Origin of the sequence: Amycolatopsis azurea DSM 43854 (assembly GCF_001995215.1) — a bacterium.
GTDB lineage: Bacteria > Actinomycetota > Actinomycetes > Mycobacteriales > Pseudonocardiaceae > Amycolatopsis > Amycolatopsis azurea.
Genome location: NZ_MUXN01000002.1, coordinates 443965 through 464773 on the forward strand (window position 1 = coordinate 443965; position 20809 = coordinate 464773).

Sequence of the window (20809 nt, forward strand, 5' to 3'; positions counted from 1 at the left end):
AGTTGAGTCGCGGCGCTTCGGCGCCGCGAATCCACGAACGGCACGGATGAACAGAAGACCTGGTCGGAAGTCTGGCCGGAGTCGGTTAAGGGGTAGGTCCGGATGGACGGGCACGGCGGGGTCTGGCACCCCCACTCATCCAATGATCGGATGAGCGGGGCGGTCATGGAGAAAGTCGCCAGGGGATCCTTGGTGGACCAGGCGATCGACCGGATCAGGGGGGCGATCAGCAGCGGTCAGTGGGCCGTCGGTGAGCGAATCCCGGCGGAGGCGGGCCTGATCGAGGCACTGGGCGTGGCGCGCAACACCATGCGGGAGGCGGTCAAGGCGCTCGCCTACGCCGGGATACTGGAGGTCCGTCACGGTGACGGCACCTACGTCCGGGCGACGGACGAGACCGAGGCGGCGATCATGCGCCGCCTCGAACTCGCGGACCTGCATGACGTGCTGATCGTGCGCCGGGGGCTGGAGGTCGAAGCCGCCCGCCAGGCGGCGGAGCGGCGCCGCCCCGCAGATCTGCGACGGCTCAGCGAGCTGAGCCGTGAGGTCGCGGACGACGAAGAGGCGGACGAGGTCGTCGCCCGTGCCATGGAGTTCCACAAGGCGGTCGTCGAGCTTTCGCACAATCCGGTCCTGATCGAGTTTTACGGGGCGTTCTCGTCCGCGGTCGCGGCCGGTATGCGGCGGATGGCGATCGACGGCGCGCTGCCCCATTTCGACGTCGGTGCGCACAACGAGCTGCACGTGGCGATCGTCGAGGGCGATCCCGACCGGGCGGGCGGGGAAGCCGCACGGCACATCGACCACGTCCTCGAAGGCGTGCGCGAACAGTTGGGGCACGACCGATGAGCCAGGTGAGCGAGGCGCCCGCGCGCGGAGCCCGGATCGGGGCGGGCCAGACACCGCTGCTGGTCGCGGCGTTCGTCTTGCTCAGCCTCAATCTCCGGATCGTGTTCGGCGGGGTCGGTCCCCTGATCCCGAGCCTGGAGCTGAGTCATACCGCGGCCACGGTGCTCACCACGCTCCCTCCGCTGTGCATGGGCTTGTTCGCCCCCATCGCCGCCGGCCTGCGTGGCAGGCTGGGTGACGAGCGTTCGCTGTTCGCCGCGTTGGTGGTGCTGGTACTGGGCATCCTGCTGCGCTCGGTCGGCATGTTCGGCCTGTTCGCCGGGACGATCGTCGCCAGCATCGGTGTGGCCGTCTTGAACGTGATCACCCCGGTGCTGGTGAAGAAACGGTTCCCGCCCGAACGCATCGGGGTGATGATGGGCGTCTACGCGATGATGATGGGCGGGGGCGCCGCGGCGATCGCCGCCCTGTCGGTGCCGATCTACCGCGCGTCCGGTGGTTCGTCCGCCATCGCGCTCGGCGTCGCGGTGATCCCGGCGGTGCCCGCGTTGCTGGCTTTCGCCACCCAGCTGAAGTTCGGCCCGGACAAGGGGCAGGCGGTGGCCACCAAGCGCTGGTCCGGCCTGCTGCGCAACCGCACGGCATGGAGCGTCACCGGGTTCTTCGGGCTCCAATCGCTGATGCTTTACACGATCTTCGCCTGGCTGCCCACGATCTACGTGGCCAAGGACGTCGATCGCGCGACCGCCGGGCTCTACCTTTCGATCTGCGTGATCGCGGTGTCGGTCGGCGGGTTCTTCGGCCCGAGCCTGGCCGGACGGCGAGCCGACCAGCGGCTGCCGGTGCTCGTGACAGCGGCCCTCTGCTTCGTCGGCATCGCCGGCGTCCTGCTCGCTCCGACCGGTTCGGCGCCGGTGTGGGCCATCGTCCTCGGGCTCGGACTCGGTGCGGGACAAGGAATCCCGGGCGTGCTGTACGTGGCGAGGACGGAGGATCGGCAGACGGCGGCCCAGTTGTCGTCCATGTCACAGACGTTCGGCTACGTGATCGCGGCGGCCGGACCGCTGCTGACCGCCGCGTTGTTCGCCGCGTCCGGGTCGTGGACGCTCCCGCTCGTGGTCCTGCTCGCGTTGATGGTGGTGAACGCCGTGATCAGCCTCCCCGCCGGGAGGAGAGGCGTCATCGACTAGTCCTCGTCGCCGGCGCCGACCGCGACCCCCAGCGCGAGGCGGCGCCGGCGGCGATACCCGGCTGGTCCGATTTCAGCGGACCGGCCGGGAAAACGCATTTCGGGAAACGGACATTCATTGGCGGGCATGTATTCCATCGGTCGCGCCCGTTTTATGGCGGTCATGCATTCGTGGTGAGGTTTCGTGCCCACTGCCCGTTCGGTTCCTTGTCACCCTCGGATGTCTCGGGTACAGTCGGATTGAGGGTGAGGGAATGAACCGATGAATACTGTTCGGCGCACTTCCTGAATGGGAGATCTTCACCGCGCGTTTCTCCGGTGTTCATCACATTGGTTCGCACTTCCTTTTCCTGTGAACAAGGGCGGTTATCGAATCCGGCAGAACGAAAGCACTGGGGGCATGGCCGTGGTTTCTCGACTGTTCGCTGATCTCGTGCCAGGCGAAATCAGGGATGGATGGCGACACGACGGGTGGTACAAGGACCAGGATATCTTCACCGCTTTCTCGGCGTGGGCAGCGTATTACCCCGAGCGGGTGGCCGTGATCGACGAGAGTGGCCCGGTCGGTTACCGGGAGCTTCATCGGCGCTCGTTGCGGCTCGCGGCGGGGTTGCGAGCGGCGGGAGTGCGCGCGGGAGACGTCGTCGCGGTGAATCTGCCGAATGGGTGGCGTGCTTGCGCGGCTGATTTCGCCTTGGCCGCGTTGGGTGCGATATCGCTGCCCTATCCGGTCGGGCGGAAACGCCGCGAAACGTTGTCCTTGCTGCGCCGTTCTCGTGCGGTCGCGGCCATCGTCACCCGTTATGTCGGCGAGTTGGACTATGTGGGGTTGCTGGCTGAACTCAGGCCGGAACTGCCCGCGTTGAAGAGCGTCCTCGTCCACGGTGAGGTGGCGCCGGGAACGCAGTCTCTCGACGCGATGTGCGATTCTTCCCACGACGCGATTCCCCTGGGCGATCTGCCCGAGGTGAGCCCGGACGCGCCGGCCAGGATCATGGCGTCCTCCGGCTCCGAAGCGGAGCCGAAACTGGTCCTCTATTCGCACAACGCACTGGTCAGCGGGCAGACGCCCTATCTGACCACCCTGGGCGACGCGGCGGACGGCACGCCACCGCGGTTTCTCTTCTGTGTGCCGCTTTCCTCGCCCTTCGGCTCGTTCGGTACCCCGTGCATCCTGGCCGCCATGGGCGCTTCCCTGGTGACCCTGAACCGGTTCGAGCCGGACGCCGTGCTCGACGCCGTCGCCCGGCACAGGCCCAGCCATCTGCTGGTTTCGCCCGCGATGCTGGAACAACTGGTCGCCTCGCCGTTGCTGAGCGGACCCGACCGGATCGACACGGATTCGGTGACGGCGATCGTCTGCGGCGGGGCCAATGTGCACACGGACACCGTGAAGCGCACGCAGGACTCCTTCGACGCCACCTTTGTCCACTCCTACGGTTCGGCGGACGGAATCGCCTGCCACACCGCACTGGACGACTCCTTCGACGACATCGTCGGTTCGGTCGGCAAACCCGATCCCCGCGTGATCAGCGTGCGCATCGCCGACGACGACGGGAACGACGTCGGTTTCGGCGTCGCGGGCGAACTCTACGCGCGCGGCCCGATGACACCGCTGTGTTACTACAACTCCCCGGAGCTCGACGAGCGCTACCGGCTCGATGGCGGCTGGACGAAGACCGGTGACATCGCGGTGCTCGACGCCGACGGCAGGCTGCACGTGACCGGGCGGAAGAAGGACGTCATCAACAAAGGCGGCGTGAAAGTCAGCGTCGCCGAACTGGAAGAGGTGCTGCATCAGCACCCCTCGGTCCGTTCCGCGGCTGTGCTCGGTATGCCGGACGGCCCGGTGGGAGAGCGGATCGTCGCCTGTGTGGTCCTGCATCGCGATGCGGCTCCGCTCGATCTCGACCTGCTTCGCGCCTATCTGCGCGACGAGATCGGACTCGAAACGGCGAAGTTCCCCGAACGGCTGCTCACCCTCGCGGAATTCCCGCTCACACCCGCGGGCAAGGTCGACAAATCCCAGCTGCGTTCCGCCGTTTCCGCCTGACGCACCGTATTCAGCCATCGCACGTGCGGTTCGCGCGTGCGCTCAAGTGAGGAACGACCATGCCTGAATCCGCGTTGCCCTCTTCCGTCCGTGCACTGACCGCCGAGTCGGTGATGAACCTCCTGACCGGCGTCGAGCGAGCCGGGATCCTCCGGGCCGGGATCGAGTTGAGGGTGTTCGACGCCCTCGCCGACAGTCCGCGTTCCGCCACCAAGGTGGCCTCCAGGGTCGGCGCCGACGCGCGGGCCACCGAAATCCTGCTGGACGCCTTGGCCGCACTGGAACTGCTCGAGGTCGTACCGGCCGCCGAGGGCGGCACGTACTACCGGCTCGCCCCGGTCGCCGAGCGGTTCCTCGTCACCACCGCGAAGAACTACCTCGGCGGTCTCGCCAAGGTGTACACCGGCGACTACGTCTTCGAATCCTTCAAGGACCTCGCGGGGGCCGTCCGGCGCGGGGGGACGGTGCTGGCGGACAACGTCGAGCTCGCCGAGCACTCGTACTGGCCGGAGTTCGCCGAGGGCATCACCGCGACCAGCCGGGCCACCGCCCGCTTCGTGAGTGGGCTCATCGCCGACCGGATCGGTGGCCTCGAAGCCCCCTCGGTGCTGGATGTGGCCTGTGGCAACGGTATCCAGTCGTTCACGCTGGCCGAGGCGCATCCCGGTCTGCGGGTGACCGCGCTCGACTGGGCCAACGTCCTGGAGGTGACCCGCTCCGTCGCCGCGGATCTCGGGCTCGTCGACCGGGTCGAGTTCCTCCCGGGCGACATGTTCGAGGTGCCGTTGGGCGGACCGTACGACGTGGTCGTCTTGAGCCACGTGCTCCACAATTTCGACACTGAAACCTCGATCAAGCTGGTGAAGCGGCTCGCCGAGGTCGTCCGGCCCGGCGGGACCCTGGTGGTCAACGAATTCCTGGTGGTGTCGCCCGTTCCCGCGGAGGACCCGGTGCCGCGGATCTTCTCGGCGCAGATGCTCGCCATCAGCAAAGGCGGGCACACCTACACACTCGACGAGTTGAAGGCCGTGCTCGACGGCGGCGGGTTCACCTACGGCGAGTTGCACTCTCTGCGAGGGATGCCCATCCACACCGTGCTGGCGACCCGCCGATGACCAGGATCGAGGCGGGCCTGCTGATCCCCGGCCGCGGCGAACCGGTGCCGGACGGTGTCGTGGTGCTCGACGGGACGCGGATCGGCTACGCCGGACCGGCGGTGAACGCGCCGACGGCCGAACCGGGCGACGAGGTGGTCCGCGTTCCGGTGGTCCTGCCCGGATTGTGGGACTGCCATACGCATCTGGTCGGACTGCGTGACTCCATCGGCTCCGAACAACTGGTCCTGACACCGTCGCAGGTGGCGGCGGCACGGTCGGTCAAGGACGCGGAAGCCGCGTTGCAGGCGGGGTTCACCAGCATCCGTGAGGTCGGTGGGTACGGAGTCTATCTGGCGAGAGTGATCGACGAGGGGACGGTGCGCGGCCCGAAGGTGTACGCCGCGGGCAGCGTGCTCAGCCCGTCGGGCGGGCACTCGGACGTGCACGGCCTGCCCCATTCCTGGGTGACCGATCCCTTGCGGCCCAACGGGATGCTGCAGGTGGCCGACGGGGTGCCGGAATGCCTGCGGGCGGTACGGCTGCAACTGCGGCTCGGCGCGAAACTGATCAAGGTCTGCACGTCGGGTGGGGTGATCAGCGAACTGGACCACCCGCAGCACCAGCAGTTCGGCGACGAGGAACTGCGCGCGATGGTCGAGGAGGCGGCCCGCGCCGACCGGGTGGTCGCGGCACACTGCCACGGCCGGGCGGGCATCAAGGCGGCGCTGCGGGCAGGGTGCCGGACGATCGAGCACGGTACCGACCTCGACGAGGAAACCGCGGCGGAGATGCGGGAGGCCGGGGCCATCCTGGTGCCGACGCGGAGCATCTACGAGGCGATCCTGACTCGCAAGGAACTGGTTTCCCCTGCCGCTCGGCGCAAATTGGAAGAGATCGAGGCCCGGCACTCCGAAGCCATGGGCATCGCGCACCGGATGGGGGTGCGGATCGCCCTCGGCACCGACCTCGGCACCAGCGATCCGGAGTCGCCGCTGGCGTGGGGACGCAACGGGCGGGAGTTCGGGTACCTGGTGGCAGCGGGGTTGAGCCCGCTGGAGGCGATCGAGGCGGGGACGGCGACCGCCCCGGAGACCCTCGGGCCACAGGCGCCACGATCCGGGCTGCTCGCGGCAGGCCATGACGCCGACGTGATCGCCGTGAGCCGCAATCCACTGGACGACATCGGCGTGCTCGCCGAGCCGGACGAGATCACACACGTGTGGAAATCGGGAACGCCGGTCAAGGTTCCCACGGCGGGTAACTAGCTACGGGCCAGGCCCGGATGGGGTGCGAGATGCCGATGACAGGACCGAACAACGACGTGGAAGTGGCCTTGAAGACCATCGACGACGTCCTGGCACACCTCCAGGTGCTGGGCGACGTGGCACGTGACGCGCGATTGCGGCTGGCCGCGTATCCGGGAGGGATGCCGTCGGAGGAGACCACCGACGGCGGCGAAAAGGAACGGGCGGAACCGGTGTCGCCGGCACCCCGCCCAGCGGACCCTCGACAGGTCCGGCTCACCCGGCGACAGCAGCAAGTTCTGGAACTGCTGGCCCAGGGGGTGTCGAACCGGCGGATAGGCAGGTCACTGCACATCACCGAACAGACGGTGAAGTCGCATCTGCACATGATCTATCGCAAGCTCGGTGCGACGGATCGCACGGAGGCCGTGGTGATCGCGCTGCGGACCACCCTGATCAACGGGTCGTCTGCCACGGCCCAAGGGTGAGCACCTAGGCCGTGCTCATGTCGCGAAAGCCACTTTCGGGACACCAGACGTCCCGAAAGTGGCTTTCGCGACACATCCGACAGCGCTGAGACCTCTGGCCACGGTCGCCCCGACCGGCAGCCCACCCCCATCGACGTTGCGAAAGAGGCTTTCGCAACACGCCATCTTTGGCTTACCCCTCATTATGAACCACGCCCTAGGCCGACCTGGCCGGCGCGAAACCGGCGAGTTCCGCCACGAGCAGCCGAAGCAGTGCGTCTGGGGAAGAACTGAAGTAGAAATGCCCACCCGGCAGGATTTCGGCACGGAATCGTGCCGAGGTGTGCCTGCTCCATGATTGGAGTTCGGTGGTGCCGACGTCGGGATCGTCGGCACCACCGAACGCGGTGACCGGGCAGTCGAGCGGTGGGCCGGGCCGGTGGACGTAGGTCTCGGACACGGTGAAGTCCGCTCGCAGGACAGGCAGCATCATCCGGAGGAAACCGGGATTGTCCAGCACGGTCTGGGGAGTTCCGTCCAGTTCGCGCAGCCTGGCCACGAACTCCCTCTCCGGGAGGTGATGGATCTTCCTCTCGCGCATCGGCAGATGCGGCGCACGGTGGCCGGAGACCAGCAGCCTGGCCGGCGGCCGTCCCGCGTCACGCAGCCGCCCAGCGGCCTCGAACGCGAGAATCGCGCCCAGACTGTGTCCGAAAAGGACTGACGGGAGATCCGGCTCTATTCGGGGCAGTACTTCGCCGATCGCCTCTTCCAGTGTTCGCGGCGCCCGGTCCCGCAGCCGCTCACCATGTCCGGGCAACTGCACCGGGCAGACCTCGATGTACTCGGGCAGCGTCCGCGACCACGAGGCGAACATCCTGGCGTCACCACCGGCGTGGGCCAGGCAGTACAGCCGGACGGTGGCGGTGCCCGCGCGTGCGGGCGCCCGCCGTTGCCTCCGGGGCCCGGTCACGAGGTGCCGCCGAGCAGGGCGCCCGCGATGCCGTGCAGAAGGACGTTGGACGTCCCCTCGTAGATCTTTCCCGCCTTGGCGTCGCGGTAGAACCGCTCGGCCGCGTATTCACGGGTGTAACCGTTTCCGCCCAGGACCTCCAGCGCGCGGGAAGCCGCCCGTTCGGCGACCTGCGACGCGAAGTACTTCGCCATCGCGGACTGTCGCAGCCGTTCGGCGAGATCCGTGCCTGCCTCGACCACGCGGGTGACCTCGTAGAGCAGGGCTCGTGCGGCGGCGATCTCCGTGGCGATGTCGGCGAGGGTGAACTGCACAGCCTGGAACCCGCTGATCCGCTTCCCGAACTGCTCCCGTCGCCTGCTGTAGGCCACGGCCTCGTCGAGTGCACCTTGTGCGAGGCCGACCTGCTGCGCGGCGATGCCGATCCGGCCGATGTCGAGTGCGGCGATCGCCACGCCTTCGCCGTTGCCGACACCGCCGACACACTGCTGAGGGCGCACCTCGACGTCCTCCAGGAGGACGTCGGCGGTCGAGGCCGCACGCACCCCGAGCTGTTCGGTACGCGGCTCGATGCGCACGCCGGGTGCGTCCCGTTCGACCAGGAAAGCCGACCAGCCATGACCTTCCGTGCGGGCGAAGACCAGGAACAGGTCTGCTTCGGCGGCATTGCTCGTCCAGCGTTTGCGGCCGTTGAGCAGATAACCGTCGCCCTTGGCGGTCGCCGTGCTGGTACCCGCGAAGGCGTCGCTACCCGCGTTCTCCTCCGACAGCGCGAACGCCCCGATCTGCCGGGTGGCCAGCAGCGGAAGGTACCGGCGCTTCTGGTCGCCGCTGCCCTGCCGGAGCAAGGTCGCCACGATCAGCGCGTTCTGCACGTCGACGCCGACGGCGACACCCGGGTCGACCCGGGAGATCTCTTCGATGGTCACCATCACCCGCGACAGGCCGCCGCCCTGGCCGCCGTAGCGGGTCGGGGCTTCGACGGCCATCAACCCGGCGTCGAACAGCCGCTGCCGCAGCCCCGGGTCCAGCCGGGCGGCCCGGTCCATTCCCGCGGACAAGGGCGCGATGTGTTCGCGGGCGAAGGCGGCGACGTGATCCCGCCAGGCTTCGTCCTCGGGCGTCAGGGCACTCATGCGCGAGCCCCTTCCACGAGCAGCGCCAGGTCTTCGAGGGTCTGGGACACGTAAAGCTCGCGCAACGGAACCGAGACGCCCCAGCGCGACCGCAGTATCGTCATCAGCCGCATCAGATGGGCCGAGTGCAGACCCAGCTCGGCGAACCGGTCGTGCCTGCCGATCTCCCCGGCCGCGACGAGTCCGGAAAGGACGGTCGCCAGCTCTTGCTCGATGCCGGTACGAGGCGGGACATGCCCATCGCGGCCGCTGATCTCCAGGCCGGGCAGCGCGTGCACGTCGATCTTGCCGCCGACGGTGGTCGGCAGGTCGTCGAGAACGCCGATCGCGGCGGGCACCATGTGCTCGGGCAGTTGCCGGGAAGCGAACGCACGCAGCTCCTCGGCGTCCAGATCACCTTCGGCGGGGACGGCGTAGGCGACGATGCTCGCCGTGCCCGAACCGTCCGGCCTGGTCGTCGCCACCACCGACCGCACTCCCGGGTGGCCGCGGAGCACGGATTCGATCTCGCCGAGTTCGACGCGGTGGCCGCGCACCTTCACCTGGCCGTCGCCTCGGCCGAGGTACTGGAGAGCGCCGCCGGGCAAGGCCCTGGCGAGGTCGCCCGTCCGGTAGAGCCGTGCGCCGGGCGCGGCAGGCTCGACGCCGAACCGCCGCGCGGTCAGCTCGTCGCGGTCATGGTATCCGGCGGCGACGGCGGGACCGGCCACGCACAGTTCGCCGCGTGTGCCTTCGGGTACCGGACGGCCTCGCTCGTCGAGCAGGTAGATCCGCTGGTTCGGCAGCGCCCGGCCGATCGGCAGCGGCGCGTCGTCGCGGACGTCGCCGTCGGTGATCCGGTGGTAGGTCGACACGACCGCGGCTTCGGTGACGCCGTAAAGGTTGTACACCTGGGGAGCGGAGTCGCCGTGGCGGTCGAACCAGGTACGGACCGGCGCCGAGTGCAGCCGGTCGCCACCGATGAAGATCCGCCTCAGCGCCAGTTCACCGGGAGCCCTGGCCTCCGCCTCGGCGAAATGCTCGAACAACGTCGGAGTCTGGCTGCAGACGGTGACTCGTTCTTCGCGGACCAGCGCGAGGAACTCGTCCGGCGCCCGGACCGTCCACTGTGGAACCACGACGAGCCGGGCGCCGTTGCCGAGCGCGCCCCAGATCTCCCAGACCGAGTAATCGAAGGCGAAGGAATGGCTGAAGGTCCAGACGTCGTCGCCGTCGAAACCGAACACCTCACGTCCGGCGGCGAGCAGGCTTTGCACGTTCCGGTGGGTGACCACGACCGCCTTGGGACGTCCGGTCGAGCCGGAGGTGTAGAGCACGTAGGCGGCCGAATCCGCGTCCGTTTCGACAGCGGTGACGACACCCGGTGTGCTCAGCACCGTTTCGTCGAGGACGAGTACCGGGATCGTCGTGTCCGGTACCCGGCCGGCGAACTCCGCGGTGGTCACGACGGCGCCGGGCCGGGCGTCGGCGACCATGCCGGCCAGCCGGTCGGCCGGGTGCTCGGGGTCGAGCGGGACATAGGCCGCGCCCGTCTTGAGCACCCCGAGGATCGCGGTGACGAGAACGGCCGATCGGTCGAGGCAGAGTCCGACGCGGTCGCCCGGGCCGACGCCGAGCGCCTGCAATCGTGCCGCGACCGCGTCGGAGCGGCTGTCCAGTTCGCCATAGCTGTACCGGTGCCCACCGAACGAGAGGGCCTCGGCCGAGGGGTTCCGCCGGGCGTGCCCGGCGAACGTCGCGGGCAGCGTGGCGGATTCGACCTCCAGCGTCGCCGAGCCGGAGATCGGGCTCGCGGCGGCCGCGCCGGGGGAGAGCTCGCCGAGGGTGAGCTCGGGGCGGTCGACCATACCCTTCAGCACGTCGCGCAGCTGATCGCAGAAGCGTTGCGCGGCAACGGAGGAGAACCGGCTCCGGTCGTAGATGACCCGCAGCGGCATGCCGTCGCCGGGCATGATCACCATGGTGATCGGATAGTGCGGCCTTCCGTCATACCGCATCCCGGTCAGCTTCATGCCGGTCTCTTCCAGCGCGAAGTCCGGCATGGGCATGTTCTCGTAGGACACGCTGCTTTCCAGCAACGGCACGTCCAAGGGCCTGCCGAGGACTCGCTGGACGTCGAACAGGGGCATCGTGGTGTGCTCGCGGACCGCCGCGATGTGCACTTGGAAGTCCTTCAGCCAGGACAGCGCGGCGCGGGTCGGCTCCAGTACCTCGCGGACCGGCATGGTCGCGATCAGCGGGCCGAGAATCGTTTCGGCGCCGCGGAGTTCGGCGGGCCGGTGGGCCATGGTGAACCCGCACGCGACGTCGTTGGTGCCGTAGTAGTGCGACAGCACGATGAGCCACGCGCCTTGGACGATCGTGTTGAGGGTCAGCTGGTTGACCCGTGCCAGCTCACGCAGGCCCGGTTCGAGGTCGGTCAGCATCAGTTCGACGAAACCGTGGCTGGGCTCGCCGTCGGCGGGCGGCTCGCCGCCGAGGAAGAGCGGTTCGGGAGGTTCGAACCCGGCCAGTTCACGGCGCCAGAATTCGAGGCTGTCCGTCCCGTCCCGGCCACTCCACCACGCCACGTAGTCCCGGTACGGCCGCATGGGGCGGAAATCGACCTGATGGCCGAGGCACTCCGCGCGGTAGGCGGCGATGAAGTCGCTCACCGCGAGCCCGAACGACCAGCCGTCCATCAGCAGATGTGACAGGCGCCAGGCGAAGATCCAGGTCTGGGGTTCGCTGCGGATCACGGTGATCCGCATGAGCGGCGCCTTCTCCGGTTCGAAGCCCTCGATCCGTTCCCGGTCGAGCCAGGCGTCGATCTTCTCCTGCTGCTCCGCCACCGGGATGTGCTGCCAGTCCAGCACTTCGAGGGGGAGTTCGGCGGTCCCGTGCACGACCTGCAGCGGCAGGCCTTCCGGCCGCCAGTGGAACGACGTGCGCAGGATCGGATGCCGGTCGACCACCTGCTGCCAGGCCCGCTGGAACGCCGCGGTGTCCAGGGTGCCGGCGAAGGTGAGGAGAAGCTGCTCGATGTAGACGCCCGCCTCAGGACGTTTCAGCTGTTCGAACAGCAGACCCTGCTGGATCGGGGCGAGCCCGTAGACGTCTTCGATGCCTTTGCGGCTGCCGGGCGTGGTCCCGGCTGCTGGGGTTGAGCGCACGGTCGGGCTCTCTTTCGTCATCGCTCGAGGTCGCTTTCGAGAGTGCTCAGGAACGCGGCCAGCTCACCGGAGCCGAGGTCGGCCAGCGGGAAGTCGGACGTCTCGTACCGGCCGGCGCCGGCTCCGGTGCAATGCGCGGTGAGGGAGTCGACGGCCGCGGCGAAGGCTTCGGCGACCGCGGCGATCCCCTCGGGGGAACCACTGTGGCGCCAGGAAAGTCTCAGCTCCCCGCCGATCAGCGCGGAACCGACCTCGGCGAGGGTTCCCGCCGCGGCGTGTCCGGTCGACGGCCCGGCGAAGGTGCCGAGGAACAGCGGCCCGGCCGCGGGCGACCAGTCGTGATCGACCACCTCACGCAGGTGCACGTGCGGACCTTCCGAGACCGTGCCCGCTGCTTCGCGGTAGCCCCGCTTGACGTCGGCGAGAAGGTCGTCGAGGTCCCCTCCGGGGGCGGACAGCGTCCTGGATTCCACGTACCTGCCGGCCGAACCGTCGAGCGCGAAGTCACGGAAGGACCGGTCCACGGTGAGGGAAGGGGAATCTCCCGGCCACTCGCGCAACGCGAGCGCGAGCGCGGCCGTGAGCGCCTCGCCGAAGTCCAGGTGATGGCTCGCGAACACGGCTTCACGGAACGCGCGAACGGTGTCCGCGCCGAGCACGGTGACCAGTTCGCCGTCGAGCGGGACCGAACCGGCTCCGGTGGGCGCGGCCGCCGCCGGGGCGTGGTTCCGCGACCAGTCCAGGAAACACTGCGGCCGCGATTCCCACTCCACGCCGCCCCGTTCCGCCAGCCCGGTCGCGGCGTGGGCGAGATCCGCCAGCAGGACCCGCCAGGACGCGTCGTCGAGCACCGCCGCCGAACCGACCCAGATCAGCCGGTCCCGTTCGTCGCCGGTGGTGACGTGGACGAGTTTGGCGGGGACGGCCGCGGCGAGGTCGATTTCGCCCGCCAGTTCCGTGACGATCTCGGCGAGCGCGCCCGGCCGGGTGACGGCAGGCAGGCCGGAGAGGTCGATCTCGGCCACCTCCGGGCCGGTCAGGGCGTCGAGCAGGCCGGGGGTGCCGTCGTCCAGCGCGCCGAGCCGCAGCCGCAAGGTGGTGTGCCGGGCGGCGACCTCCCTCAGCGCCTGTCCGGCCCGGCCGGCGTCGAGCGACGTCTCCACCGAGACCCAGCTCACCGCGTTCGCTTCGACCAGCGTGGTCTGCGCGGCCGTGAGCGGTACCGCGTCGGCGTCGGTCACCGCCGTGGCCACCGTCGCGGCCCGGCGGGCGAGTTCGAGGAAAGTGGTGCTCTCGAACAGATCCTGCGGGCGCAAGCGGAGGCCTTCGGCGTCGGCCCGGCTGACCAGCTGGATCCCCATGATCGAGTCGCCGCCCAGTTCGAAGAAGTTGTCCTCGGGTCCGGCGTCGTCCAGGGAGAGCACCTCGCCGGCGAGGGTGAGCAGACGTCCGAGGATCTCCTGCAAGCCCGCCTCGACCTCGGTCGCCGCGGCGGCGTGCCCTGTCCGCTCGGGGGCAGGCAGTGCGGCCCGATCCACTTTCCCGTTGCCGCTCAAGGGAAGCTTGTCCAGCACGATCAGGTCGGCGGGGATCAGGTAGCCGGGCACCGTCCGGGACAGGTGAGCGCGGACGGAGTCGAGCAGCGCCGTCTCGTCGGTGCCCGGTTCGGCGGGAACCAGGTAGGCCACCAGCCGTTGCTGGGTACGCGACCCCAGCGCGGTGGCCACCGCCGCCGTCACCTCCGGGTGCAGCGCGAGCGCGTGTTCGACCTCGCCGAGTTCCACCCGGAACCCGCCGATCTTGACCTGAAAGTCCTCCCGGCCGAGGAATTCGATCGCGCCGTCGGGCAGATAGCGGCCGAGATCGCCGGTGCGGTAGAGCCGCTCCCCGGTCGCCGGGTGGACGAAGAACGACTCGGCGGTGCGCTGTTCGTCGTTCCAATAGCAGGCCGCGACACCGATGCCGCCGATGTAGAGCTGTCCGGCCGTCCACACGGGAGCGGGTTCGAGGCGATCGTTGAGCACGTGGAAGGTCTGATTGCGCAGCGGGTAGCCGTAGGGGATCGACGTCCAGTCCGCCGGGACCGCTTCGACCGGGTAGTGGATCGACCAGATCGCCGCCTCGGTGGCGCCGCCGAGGCTCATCACCGTCAGGTCCGGGGCGAGCGCGCGGGCCCGGTCGGGCAGCCGGACCGGGATCCAGTCGCCGCTGAGCATCGCGAGCCGCAGGGGCAGCGGGGTGCCGTCGCCCTCCAGATGGGTCACCAGCATCTCGAAGAGGGCGGGCACGGAGTTCCACACCGACACACCGTGCTCACGGACCAGTTCGAGCCACCGCGAGGGATCGCGGCGGGCCCCGGGTTCGGGCAGCACCAGTGCGCCGCCCGCGCCGAGGACCCCGAACACGTCGAAAACGGAGAGATCGAAACTCAGCGACGAAAGACCGAGCACCCGGTCCTCGGCCGTGATGCCGAATCGCTCCACGACGTCCACGAGGGTGTTGACCGCGGCGGTGTGCGTCTCCGCGACACCCTTCGGGGTCCCCGTGGAGCCGGAAGTGTAGATGACGTAGGCGATGTCGTCCTCGCGGGCCGGACAGGTCCAGCCCGCGACGTCCTGGTCTTCCTGATCGTCGAAAGCCAGGTCGTCGAAGAGCACTGTGTCCACTTCGGACGGCCAAGCGGCCCCGCCGTCGACGACGACACAGTCCACACCGGCGGCCTCGATCAGCCACTCCCGGCGGCTGTCGGGCAGCTCCGGGTCGATCGGCACGTAGGTCGCGCCTGCCGCGGAAACGCCCGCCACGGCCACGATCTGCTGCCAGCCCTTCGCCAGGCCGACACCGACGACGCTGCCGCGGCCGAGTCCTCGTGCGGCCAGTGTCCGCGCCAGGTGCACGGCCCGGCCGGAAAGCTCGCCGTGGCTCACCGTCTTCCCGGGCGTGATCACGGCCGGCCGCGAAGAGAGAGCCGGTTCGGCGCCGACCGCGAGCAGCCGCGCCGCCAGGGACCCGGCGGGGACGTCGCCCGCGGTGTCGTTGACCCGCTGCCGGAGTGCGAGCTGCCATTCGGGCAGCGGCACGGTGGGCGGCCGTCGCCAGCCCTCTTGGGTGGTGAGGGTGGCCAGAAGTCCTTGGTAGGCCTCGAACATCTCGGCCATCATGTCGTCGGGGAACAGTTCGTCCACGGCGTGCCAGGCCAGCTGAAGCACTCCGCCGAACTCGAGGACGAAGTGGTCGATGGTGACCTGCGGGGTCTGCGAGATGAAGCGGGCCTGCTCACCGAGCCAGTCCACCGGGGACGGCACGCTCGCCGGGTCCTTCTCGGTCGAGAGCGCGCTGGTGAACACCACCGGCATCACCCCGCCCGCGGTGTCCCGGCGGACGCGGTTGAGCTCCCGCAGGATGCGGACGCCGCTGACGTAGCGGTGTTCGAAGTCCTCCCACGCCTGCCGCTGGATCTGCGTGACGAGGTCGCCGAAGGTGTCCAGTGACCGGGTGTCGACCTCCAGCAGTTCGAAGGACGCGAACTCGCCCACGGTCGCGTCGACGTCGTGGTGCAGGGGAAGCCGGTTGACCGCCGTGAAGTTGAGCGTGAAGTGCTGGCTCTTGCTCCACCGGGAGATGACCGCCGCATAGGCGGCGACGAGCACACTGGACGGCGTGACGCCGTGCTCACCGGCCTGTTCCTTGATCCTGGCCCAGACGTCCGCGTCGAGATTCGCGTGCCGCCGCACGAACTCGGGACGGGTGAGCTCGCCAGGGGTGACCGCGGTGGGCAGTTCGGGCGCGGCGGGCAGCCGCTTGACACGGTCGCGCCAGTAGTCCAGGGAACGTTCGTAGAGCGCGGTCTTCTGCAACGCCTCTTCGGCGAGCACGTAGTCCCGGAAGGACAGTTCCGGCGGGGCCGACGAGCTCGCCGGGTCCGCGTAGAACTCCCGCCACGCCGGAAGCACCTGGTAGAAGAAGCTGGCGACGTCGGCGCACAGCAGGTCGAAGCCGATGTGCGTGCGGAGCTTTCCGTCACGCAGGCGGCTGACCCGGACCTCCCACAGCGGCCAGGTGTCCGCGGGCCGCACGTCGGCGGACATCCGCCCGGAAACCTCGGCCAGCCGGGCCGTCGCGGTCTCCTCGTCGCTTTCGCGGAGATCGAGGACTTCGAACCGGTAGTCGGGGACGTCGGCCAGTATTCGCTGGCGGCCGTCGGCGAGTACGACGATCCGCAGCATCTCGTGCCGCCGCACCACCTGCTGCCAGGCGCGTTCGAGCCGGTCGAGGTCGAGTGTGCCGCTGTCGAACTCCAGGTACAGGTGCGGGGCGACCCCGCCCATGTCGAAGCTGCCGAGCCTGCCGATCCACTGCGCCTGCTGCATTTCGGTCAGCGGGAACGGCTCGTGGCGGCGATCGGGGGCGGGGACGATGGAGGGAAGTTCTTCGGCGGGCGTGGTGTCCGGGTCCTGTGCGGCGAGCAACTCGGTCAGCGCGGCGACGTTCGGCGCGGCGAGCAGCTGCGCCGGGGTGGCGACCCGGTGCAGGCGGCCGCGCAGCCGGTTGAGCATCTGCGTGGCGAGCAGCGAATGGCCGCCCAGCTCGAAGAAGTTGTCGTGCACGCCGATCGGGCTGAACCCGAAGAACTCCTCCCAGAGGGTGGCGACGCTGCGCTCGAGATCGTTTCGCGGTGCGGTGTAGGCGGTCAGCAGGTGCTCGGGCCGGGAGGACGTCTCGGTTTCGTCGGTCTCGGGTGCCGCGGGGGTGTCGACGACGAGCTCGGCACCGGCTTCACCCCGGGGTTCCACCCAGTACCGCTTGTGCTGGAACGGATAGCCAGGCAGAGAGCTGCGCTGTCGCGGGGCTTCGAGGCGCGTCCAGTCGACGTCCGCGCCCGCCAGCCACAGCCCCGAGAACCCGGCCAGCAGCGTCTCGGTGTCGGACCGGTCCTGATCCGGACGGCGCAGCGTGGTGACCACGGAGGCGACGGGGTCGACGGCCTGCCTCGCGAGCGTGCCCAGCGTGTTGCCGGGGCCGACTTCCAGCAGCACGCAACGGCCGATCTTGGCGGCGACACCGACCGCTTCCCCGAACCGGACGGGACGGCGCATGTGCGTGCCCCAGTACTCGGGATCGGTGGCCTGTTCGTCGTCGATCCACGTCCCGGTGACGGTGGAGACGAACGGGAGACGCGGCGCGCGGAGCTCGGCGTCGCCGACCAGTTCGGTGAAGGGCGCGACGATCGGATCGATCATCGCGGAGTGGAACGCGTGCGAAGTGTGGAGCGGCCTGGTCGACACACCCTGGCCGGCCAGCTGCTTCGAGAGCGCGTCCAGTGCGTCGTGCGGACCGGAGACCACGCACAACCCCGGGGCGTTCACCGCGGCGACGGACAGGTTCGCGGGCAGCACGGGCAGGACGTCGGCCTCGTCGGCGGCGACCGAAAGCATGCCACCGGCCGGGAGTTCGCGCATCATCCGGCCGCGAGCGGCCACCAGCCGCAGGACGTCCGGCAGGTCGACGACCCCGGCCAGGGTCGCCGCGACGAATTCGCCGAGACTGTGGCCGACCATGGCGTCGGGCACGACACCCCAGGCGGCCAGCTGCTTGGCCAGCGCGTATTCCGTGGTGAACAGCGCGGGCTGGGCCAGCGAGGTGTCGGCGAGCCGCCGCGCGGCTTCGTCCGGGTCGGCGTCGGCGGGCGGGTAGAGCGCGGCGAGCAGACCGGTGCCGAGCAGCGGATCGAGGATGGCGGCGCACTCGTCCACGGCCGCGCGATAGACGGGCTCACCGCGGTAGAGGTCCGCGCCCATGCCCGGGTACTGCGTGCCTTGGCCGGGGAACAGGAAGACGATCTTCGGCGGCGCCGACGGTGCCGCCGAACCCGCCACCCTGGCGGGGTCCGCGCCTTCGAGCAGCGCGGCGGCGTCCTCGGTACCGGAGGCGACGAGTGCCCGGCGGAACCGCGACGCGCCGCGGCCCAATTGCGTGGTGGCGGCGACGTCGGCGAGGTCGGCCGGGGTACCGGCGTCGAGTCCGGCCCGCAGATGCGCGGCCAGCTGCGCGCTCGACTGCTCCAGAGCAGCCGGGCTCCTGGCCGACAGGACGATCACCTGGGACGTGCGCCGTGGTGCCGGCGACGGAGGCGCGGCCGGGGCCTCTTCGAGGACGGCGTGGGCGTTGGTGCCGCCGATGCCGAACGAACTGACCCCGATCCGGCGGGGATGGTCACCGTTCTTCCAGTCGGTGAGCGCGGTGTTGACGAAGAACGGAGTGTCGTCGAAGTCGATGCGGGGATTGGGCCGCCGGAAATGCGGATCCGGCACGAGCAGACGGTTACGCAGCTGCAGGATCGCCTTGATCAGGCTGGCGATGCCCGCCGCGGATTCGAGGTGCCCGATGTTCGCCTTCACCGAGCCGATCGCGCAGAATCCGGTTTCGTCCGTATGCGCGCCGAACGCCCTGGTCAGTGCCTTGATCTCGATCGGGTCGCCGACCGGCGTGCCGGTGCCGTGCGCTTCGAGCGCGGTGATGGTCCGCGCGTCGACGCCGCCGGCCGCGAGCGCCGCGGTGATCAGCCGCTCCTGGCCCGAGACGCTCGGCGCCGTGTAGCCGACCTTGTCGGCACCGTCGTTGTTGACCGCGGTGGACTTGATGACGGCGAGGATCGGGTCGCCGTCGGCGAGCGCGTCTTCGAGCCGCCGCAGCACGACCGCACCGACTCCGTTGCCGAAGACGGTGCCCCGCCCGTCGGCGTCGAACGGGCGGCAGTGCCCGTCGGGGGAGTAGATGAGGCCTTCTTCGTAGAGGTAACCGGCTTGGTGCGGGACCCGGACGGTGACGCCACCCGCCAGCGCCGTCGCGCACTCGCCCGCCCGCAGCGCCCGCGCGGCCTGGTGCACGGCGACGAGCGAGCTCGAGCAGGCCGTCTGCACGGTGACCGACGGGCCGGTGAGCCCGAGCAGGAACGAGGTGCGGCTGGCCAGATAGTCCTTGTCGTTGTGGATCTGGAGTTCGAACACCGCCGGGCTCATGACGATCCGGCTGCCACCGAGGAGGTTCGACATCAGGTACGCGGGCATGTTCGCGCCGGCGAAGACCCCGACGTCGCTGTCGGTGCCCGGCCCGCGGCCCGCGTCTTCCAGCGCGTGCCAAGCGGTTTCGAGGAAGAGCCGTTGCTGCGGGTCGAGAAGCGCCGCTTCGCGGGGGTTGATGCCGAAGAACTGCGCGTCGAACTGGTCGATGCCGTCGAGCAGCGGCGCCATGCGGACGTAATCGGGGCGGCCGGACACCTCCGGCGGGATCCCCTCGGCGAGGAGTTGCTCGTCGGTCAGCGCGGTCACGGATTCGACGCCGTCGTGCAGATTTCGCCAGTAGGCGGCCAAATCCGGGGCGCCGGGGAACCGGCCCGCCATGCCGACGACGGCGATGTCGGCACCCGTGGTCTCGGGTCGGGTCACTGGTCCGCCTCCTGCGGGGTCGCCGGCGAGAGCCGGGAGATGTCGTACTCGGTGTGGCCGTCGACAGCGAGGTCGACCAGGACGCGGCCGAGCAGCGGGACGAATTTGAAGCCCCAGCCGGAGCTGTAGAGCAGCAGGTTCTCGCCGTGCGGGACGAGCCCGGCCGCCGAGCCGAGGTGGAACTGCCGTTCCGGATCGCCCGGCAGTACGGCCAGACAGGTCGAGGTGTGCACGGGTTCCGGGTCGAGCGCGGGCAGATGCCTCCCCACCCAGGAACCGAGGCGTTCGACGTGACGGGGATCGGGTCGTCCGGTCACCTGGGCGGCGCCGGAGAGGGGATGGACTTCGAAGACCGGGCCGAGCCGCACCAGTTCACTCGGCGACCAGGGGTTGCGACCGAAACCGTAGAACAGGTTCGTGTCCTCTTCGGTCGGCTGCTGGAACACGAACCAGAAGGGGAAGTCGGCGGTCTCGTCGCGGCGGCGCAGGGATACCAGCGCCATCTCGTAGAGCTTGATGTCGAGCCGCGCGCCGAGCGGGCCGAGCAGTTCGTTGATCGAGCCGCCGTTGGCCAGCACCACCTTGTCCCCGTGATAGGTGCCGCGGTCGGTCCGCACGGTCACCCCGGAGGAGCCGGGCAGCAGCTCGATGACCCGTTCGTCGCCGTGGAGCGCGCAGCCGCCGGCCTGCGCGAGACCGTAGAGCGCGGCGAGGGTGCCGCGGACGTCGATGGTGCCGCCGTCCGGCTGGAAGAACCCTTCGAAATGGCCCGGCAGCGCTTCGAAGCCGTAGCGGCGCTCGATCTCCTTCGCCCGGAGCCATTCGTAGCGGACATCGAGCTTGTCCATGACCCTGGCGGTTTCGCTGATCTTGCCCTCGTTGGTGTCGACGTCCACGTCGCCGAACCAAAGACTGCCGATCGAGTGGATCAGCCGCCGTTCGGCCAGCGATTCCAGCCGCTGCCACAGCGGGCGCGCCGCCAGGGTCAGCTGGAACAGGTCCTCCTGCGTGTACTGCAGTCGCCAGTGCCGTTCCGCCCCGCTGGTCCCGTTGTTCTCATTGAAGAAGCCATGCCGTTCCAGCACGAGTGTCCGTTGCCCGCGCGCGACTGCCTCCGCCGCCGTGGAGAGTCCGATCGGTCCGCCGCCGACCACGATGAGGTCGAACGAACTGGTGATGCCCATGGTCTTCCGCCGTTCCTGCG

11 protein-coding genes are annotated in these 20809 nt (G+C 69.5%); 6 read left to right on the forward strand and 5 right to left on the reverse strand.

Annotated elements, in window-relative coordinates:
- The first annotated feature begins 150 nt into the window (after positions 1–150).
- The 6 genes from B0293_RS04295 (at position 151) to B0293_RS44635 (ending at position 6920) form a co-directional block, all read left to right on the forward strand.
- Positions 151–849: a FadR/GntR family transcriptional regulator gene (locus B0293_RS04295; protein WP_245191842.1), complete on the forward strand. Its 699-nt coding sequence runs from the start codon at positions 151–153 to the stop codon at positions 847–849.
- Entirely contained in the window at positions 846–2039 is a 1194-nt protein-coding gene (locus tag B0293_RS04300; RefSeq protein ID WP_143254478.1) for an MFS transporter, read from the forward strand. Before B0293_RS04295 ends, B0293_RS04300 begins: the two co-directional genes overlap by 4 nt.
- Positions 2040–2438: 399 nt before the next feature.
- Positions 2439–4091, forward strand: coding sequence for an AMP-binding protein (locus tag B0293_RS04305; RefSeq protein ID WP_039915659.1), 1653 nt, complete (start codon positions 2439–2441; stop codon positions 4089–4091).
- Positions 4092–4150: 59 nt separating this feature from the next.
- Complete coding sequence (locus tag B0293_RS04310) at positions 4151–5206, forward strand: class I SAM-dependent methyltransferase (RefSeq protein ID WP_005151666.1); 1056 nt, start codon at positions 4151–4153, stop codon at positions 5204–5206.
- Complete coding sequence (locus B0293_RS04315; protein ID WP_005151667.1) at positions 5203–6453, forward strand: metal-dependent hydrolase family protein; 1251 nt, start codon at positions 5203–5205, stop codon at positions 6451–6453. Before B0293_RS04310 ends, B0293_RS04315 begins: the two co-directional genes overlap by 4 nt.
- A 35-nt stretch (positions 6454–6488) precedes the next feature.
- Positions 6489–6920: a helix-turn-helix domain-containing protein gene (locus B0293_RS44635; protein ID WP_280617623.1), complete on the forward strand. Its 432-nt coding sequence runs from the start codon at positions 6489–6491 to the stop codon at positions 6918–6920.
- 196 nt (positions 6921–7116) lie between these two features.
- Here the strand turns inward: B0293_RS44635 and B0293_RS04325 are convergent, their stop codons facing one another.
- The 5 genes from B0293_RS04325 to B0293_RS04345 are packed head-to-tail and all read right to left on the reverse strand — an operon-like array spanning position 7117 to position 20789.
- Positions 7117–7872 (reverse strand): thioesterase II family protein, encoded by a 756-nt coding sequence (locus B0293_RS04325; protein ID WP_245191844.1) that lies wholly within the window; start codon positions 7870–7872, stop codon positions 7117–7119.
- On the reverse strand, positions 7869–9008 hold the full coding sequence (locus B0293_RS04330) for an acyl-CoA dehydrogenase family protein (RefSeq protein WP_005151674.1): 1140 nt from the start codon (positions 9006–9008) through the stop codon (positions 7869–7871). The genes B0293_RS04325 and B0293_RS04330 overlap by 4 nt, the downstream gene beginning before the upstream one ends.
- Positions 9005–12160, reverse strand: coding sequence for a non-ribosomal peptide synthetase (locus B0293_RS04335; protein WP_245191846.1), 3156 nt, complete (start codon positions 12158–12160; stop codon positions 9005–9007). The genes B0293_RS04330 and B0293_RS04335 overlap by 4 nt, the downstream gene beginning before the upstream one ends.
- A 17-nt stretch (positions 12161–12177) precedes the next feature.
- Positions 12178–19605, reverse strand: a complete 7428-nt coding sequence (locus tag B0293_RS04340) for a hybrid non-ribosomal peptide synthetase/type I polyketide synthase (protein WP_005151677.1) — start codon at positions 19603–19605, stop codon at positions 12178–12180.
- On the reverse strand, positions 19602–20789 hold the full coding sequence (locus B0293_RS04345) for an FAD-dependent oxidoreductase (protein WP_005151680.1): 1188 nt from the start codon (positions 20787–20789) through the stop codon (positions 19602–19604). Before B0293_RS04345 ends, B0293_RS04340 begins: the two co-directional genes overlap by 4 nt.
- Positions 20790–20809 lie beyond the last annotated feature (20 nt).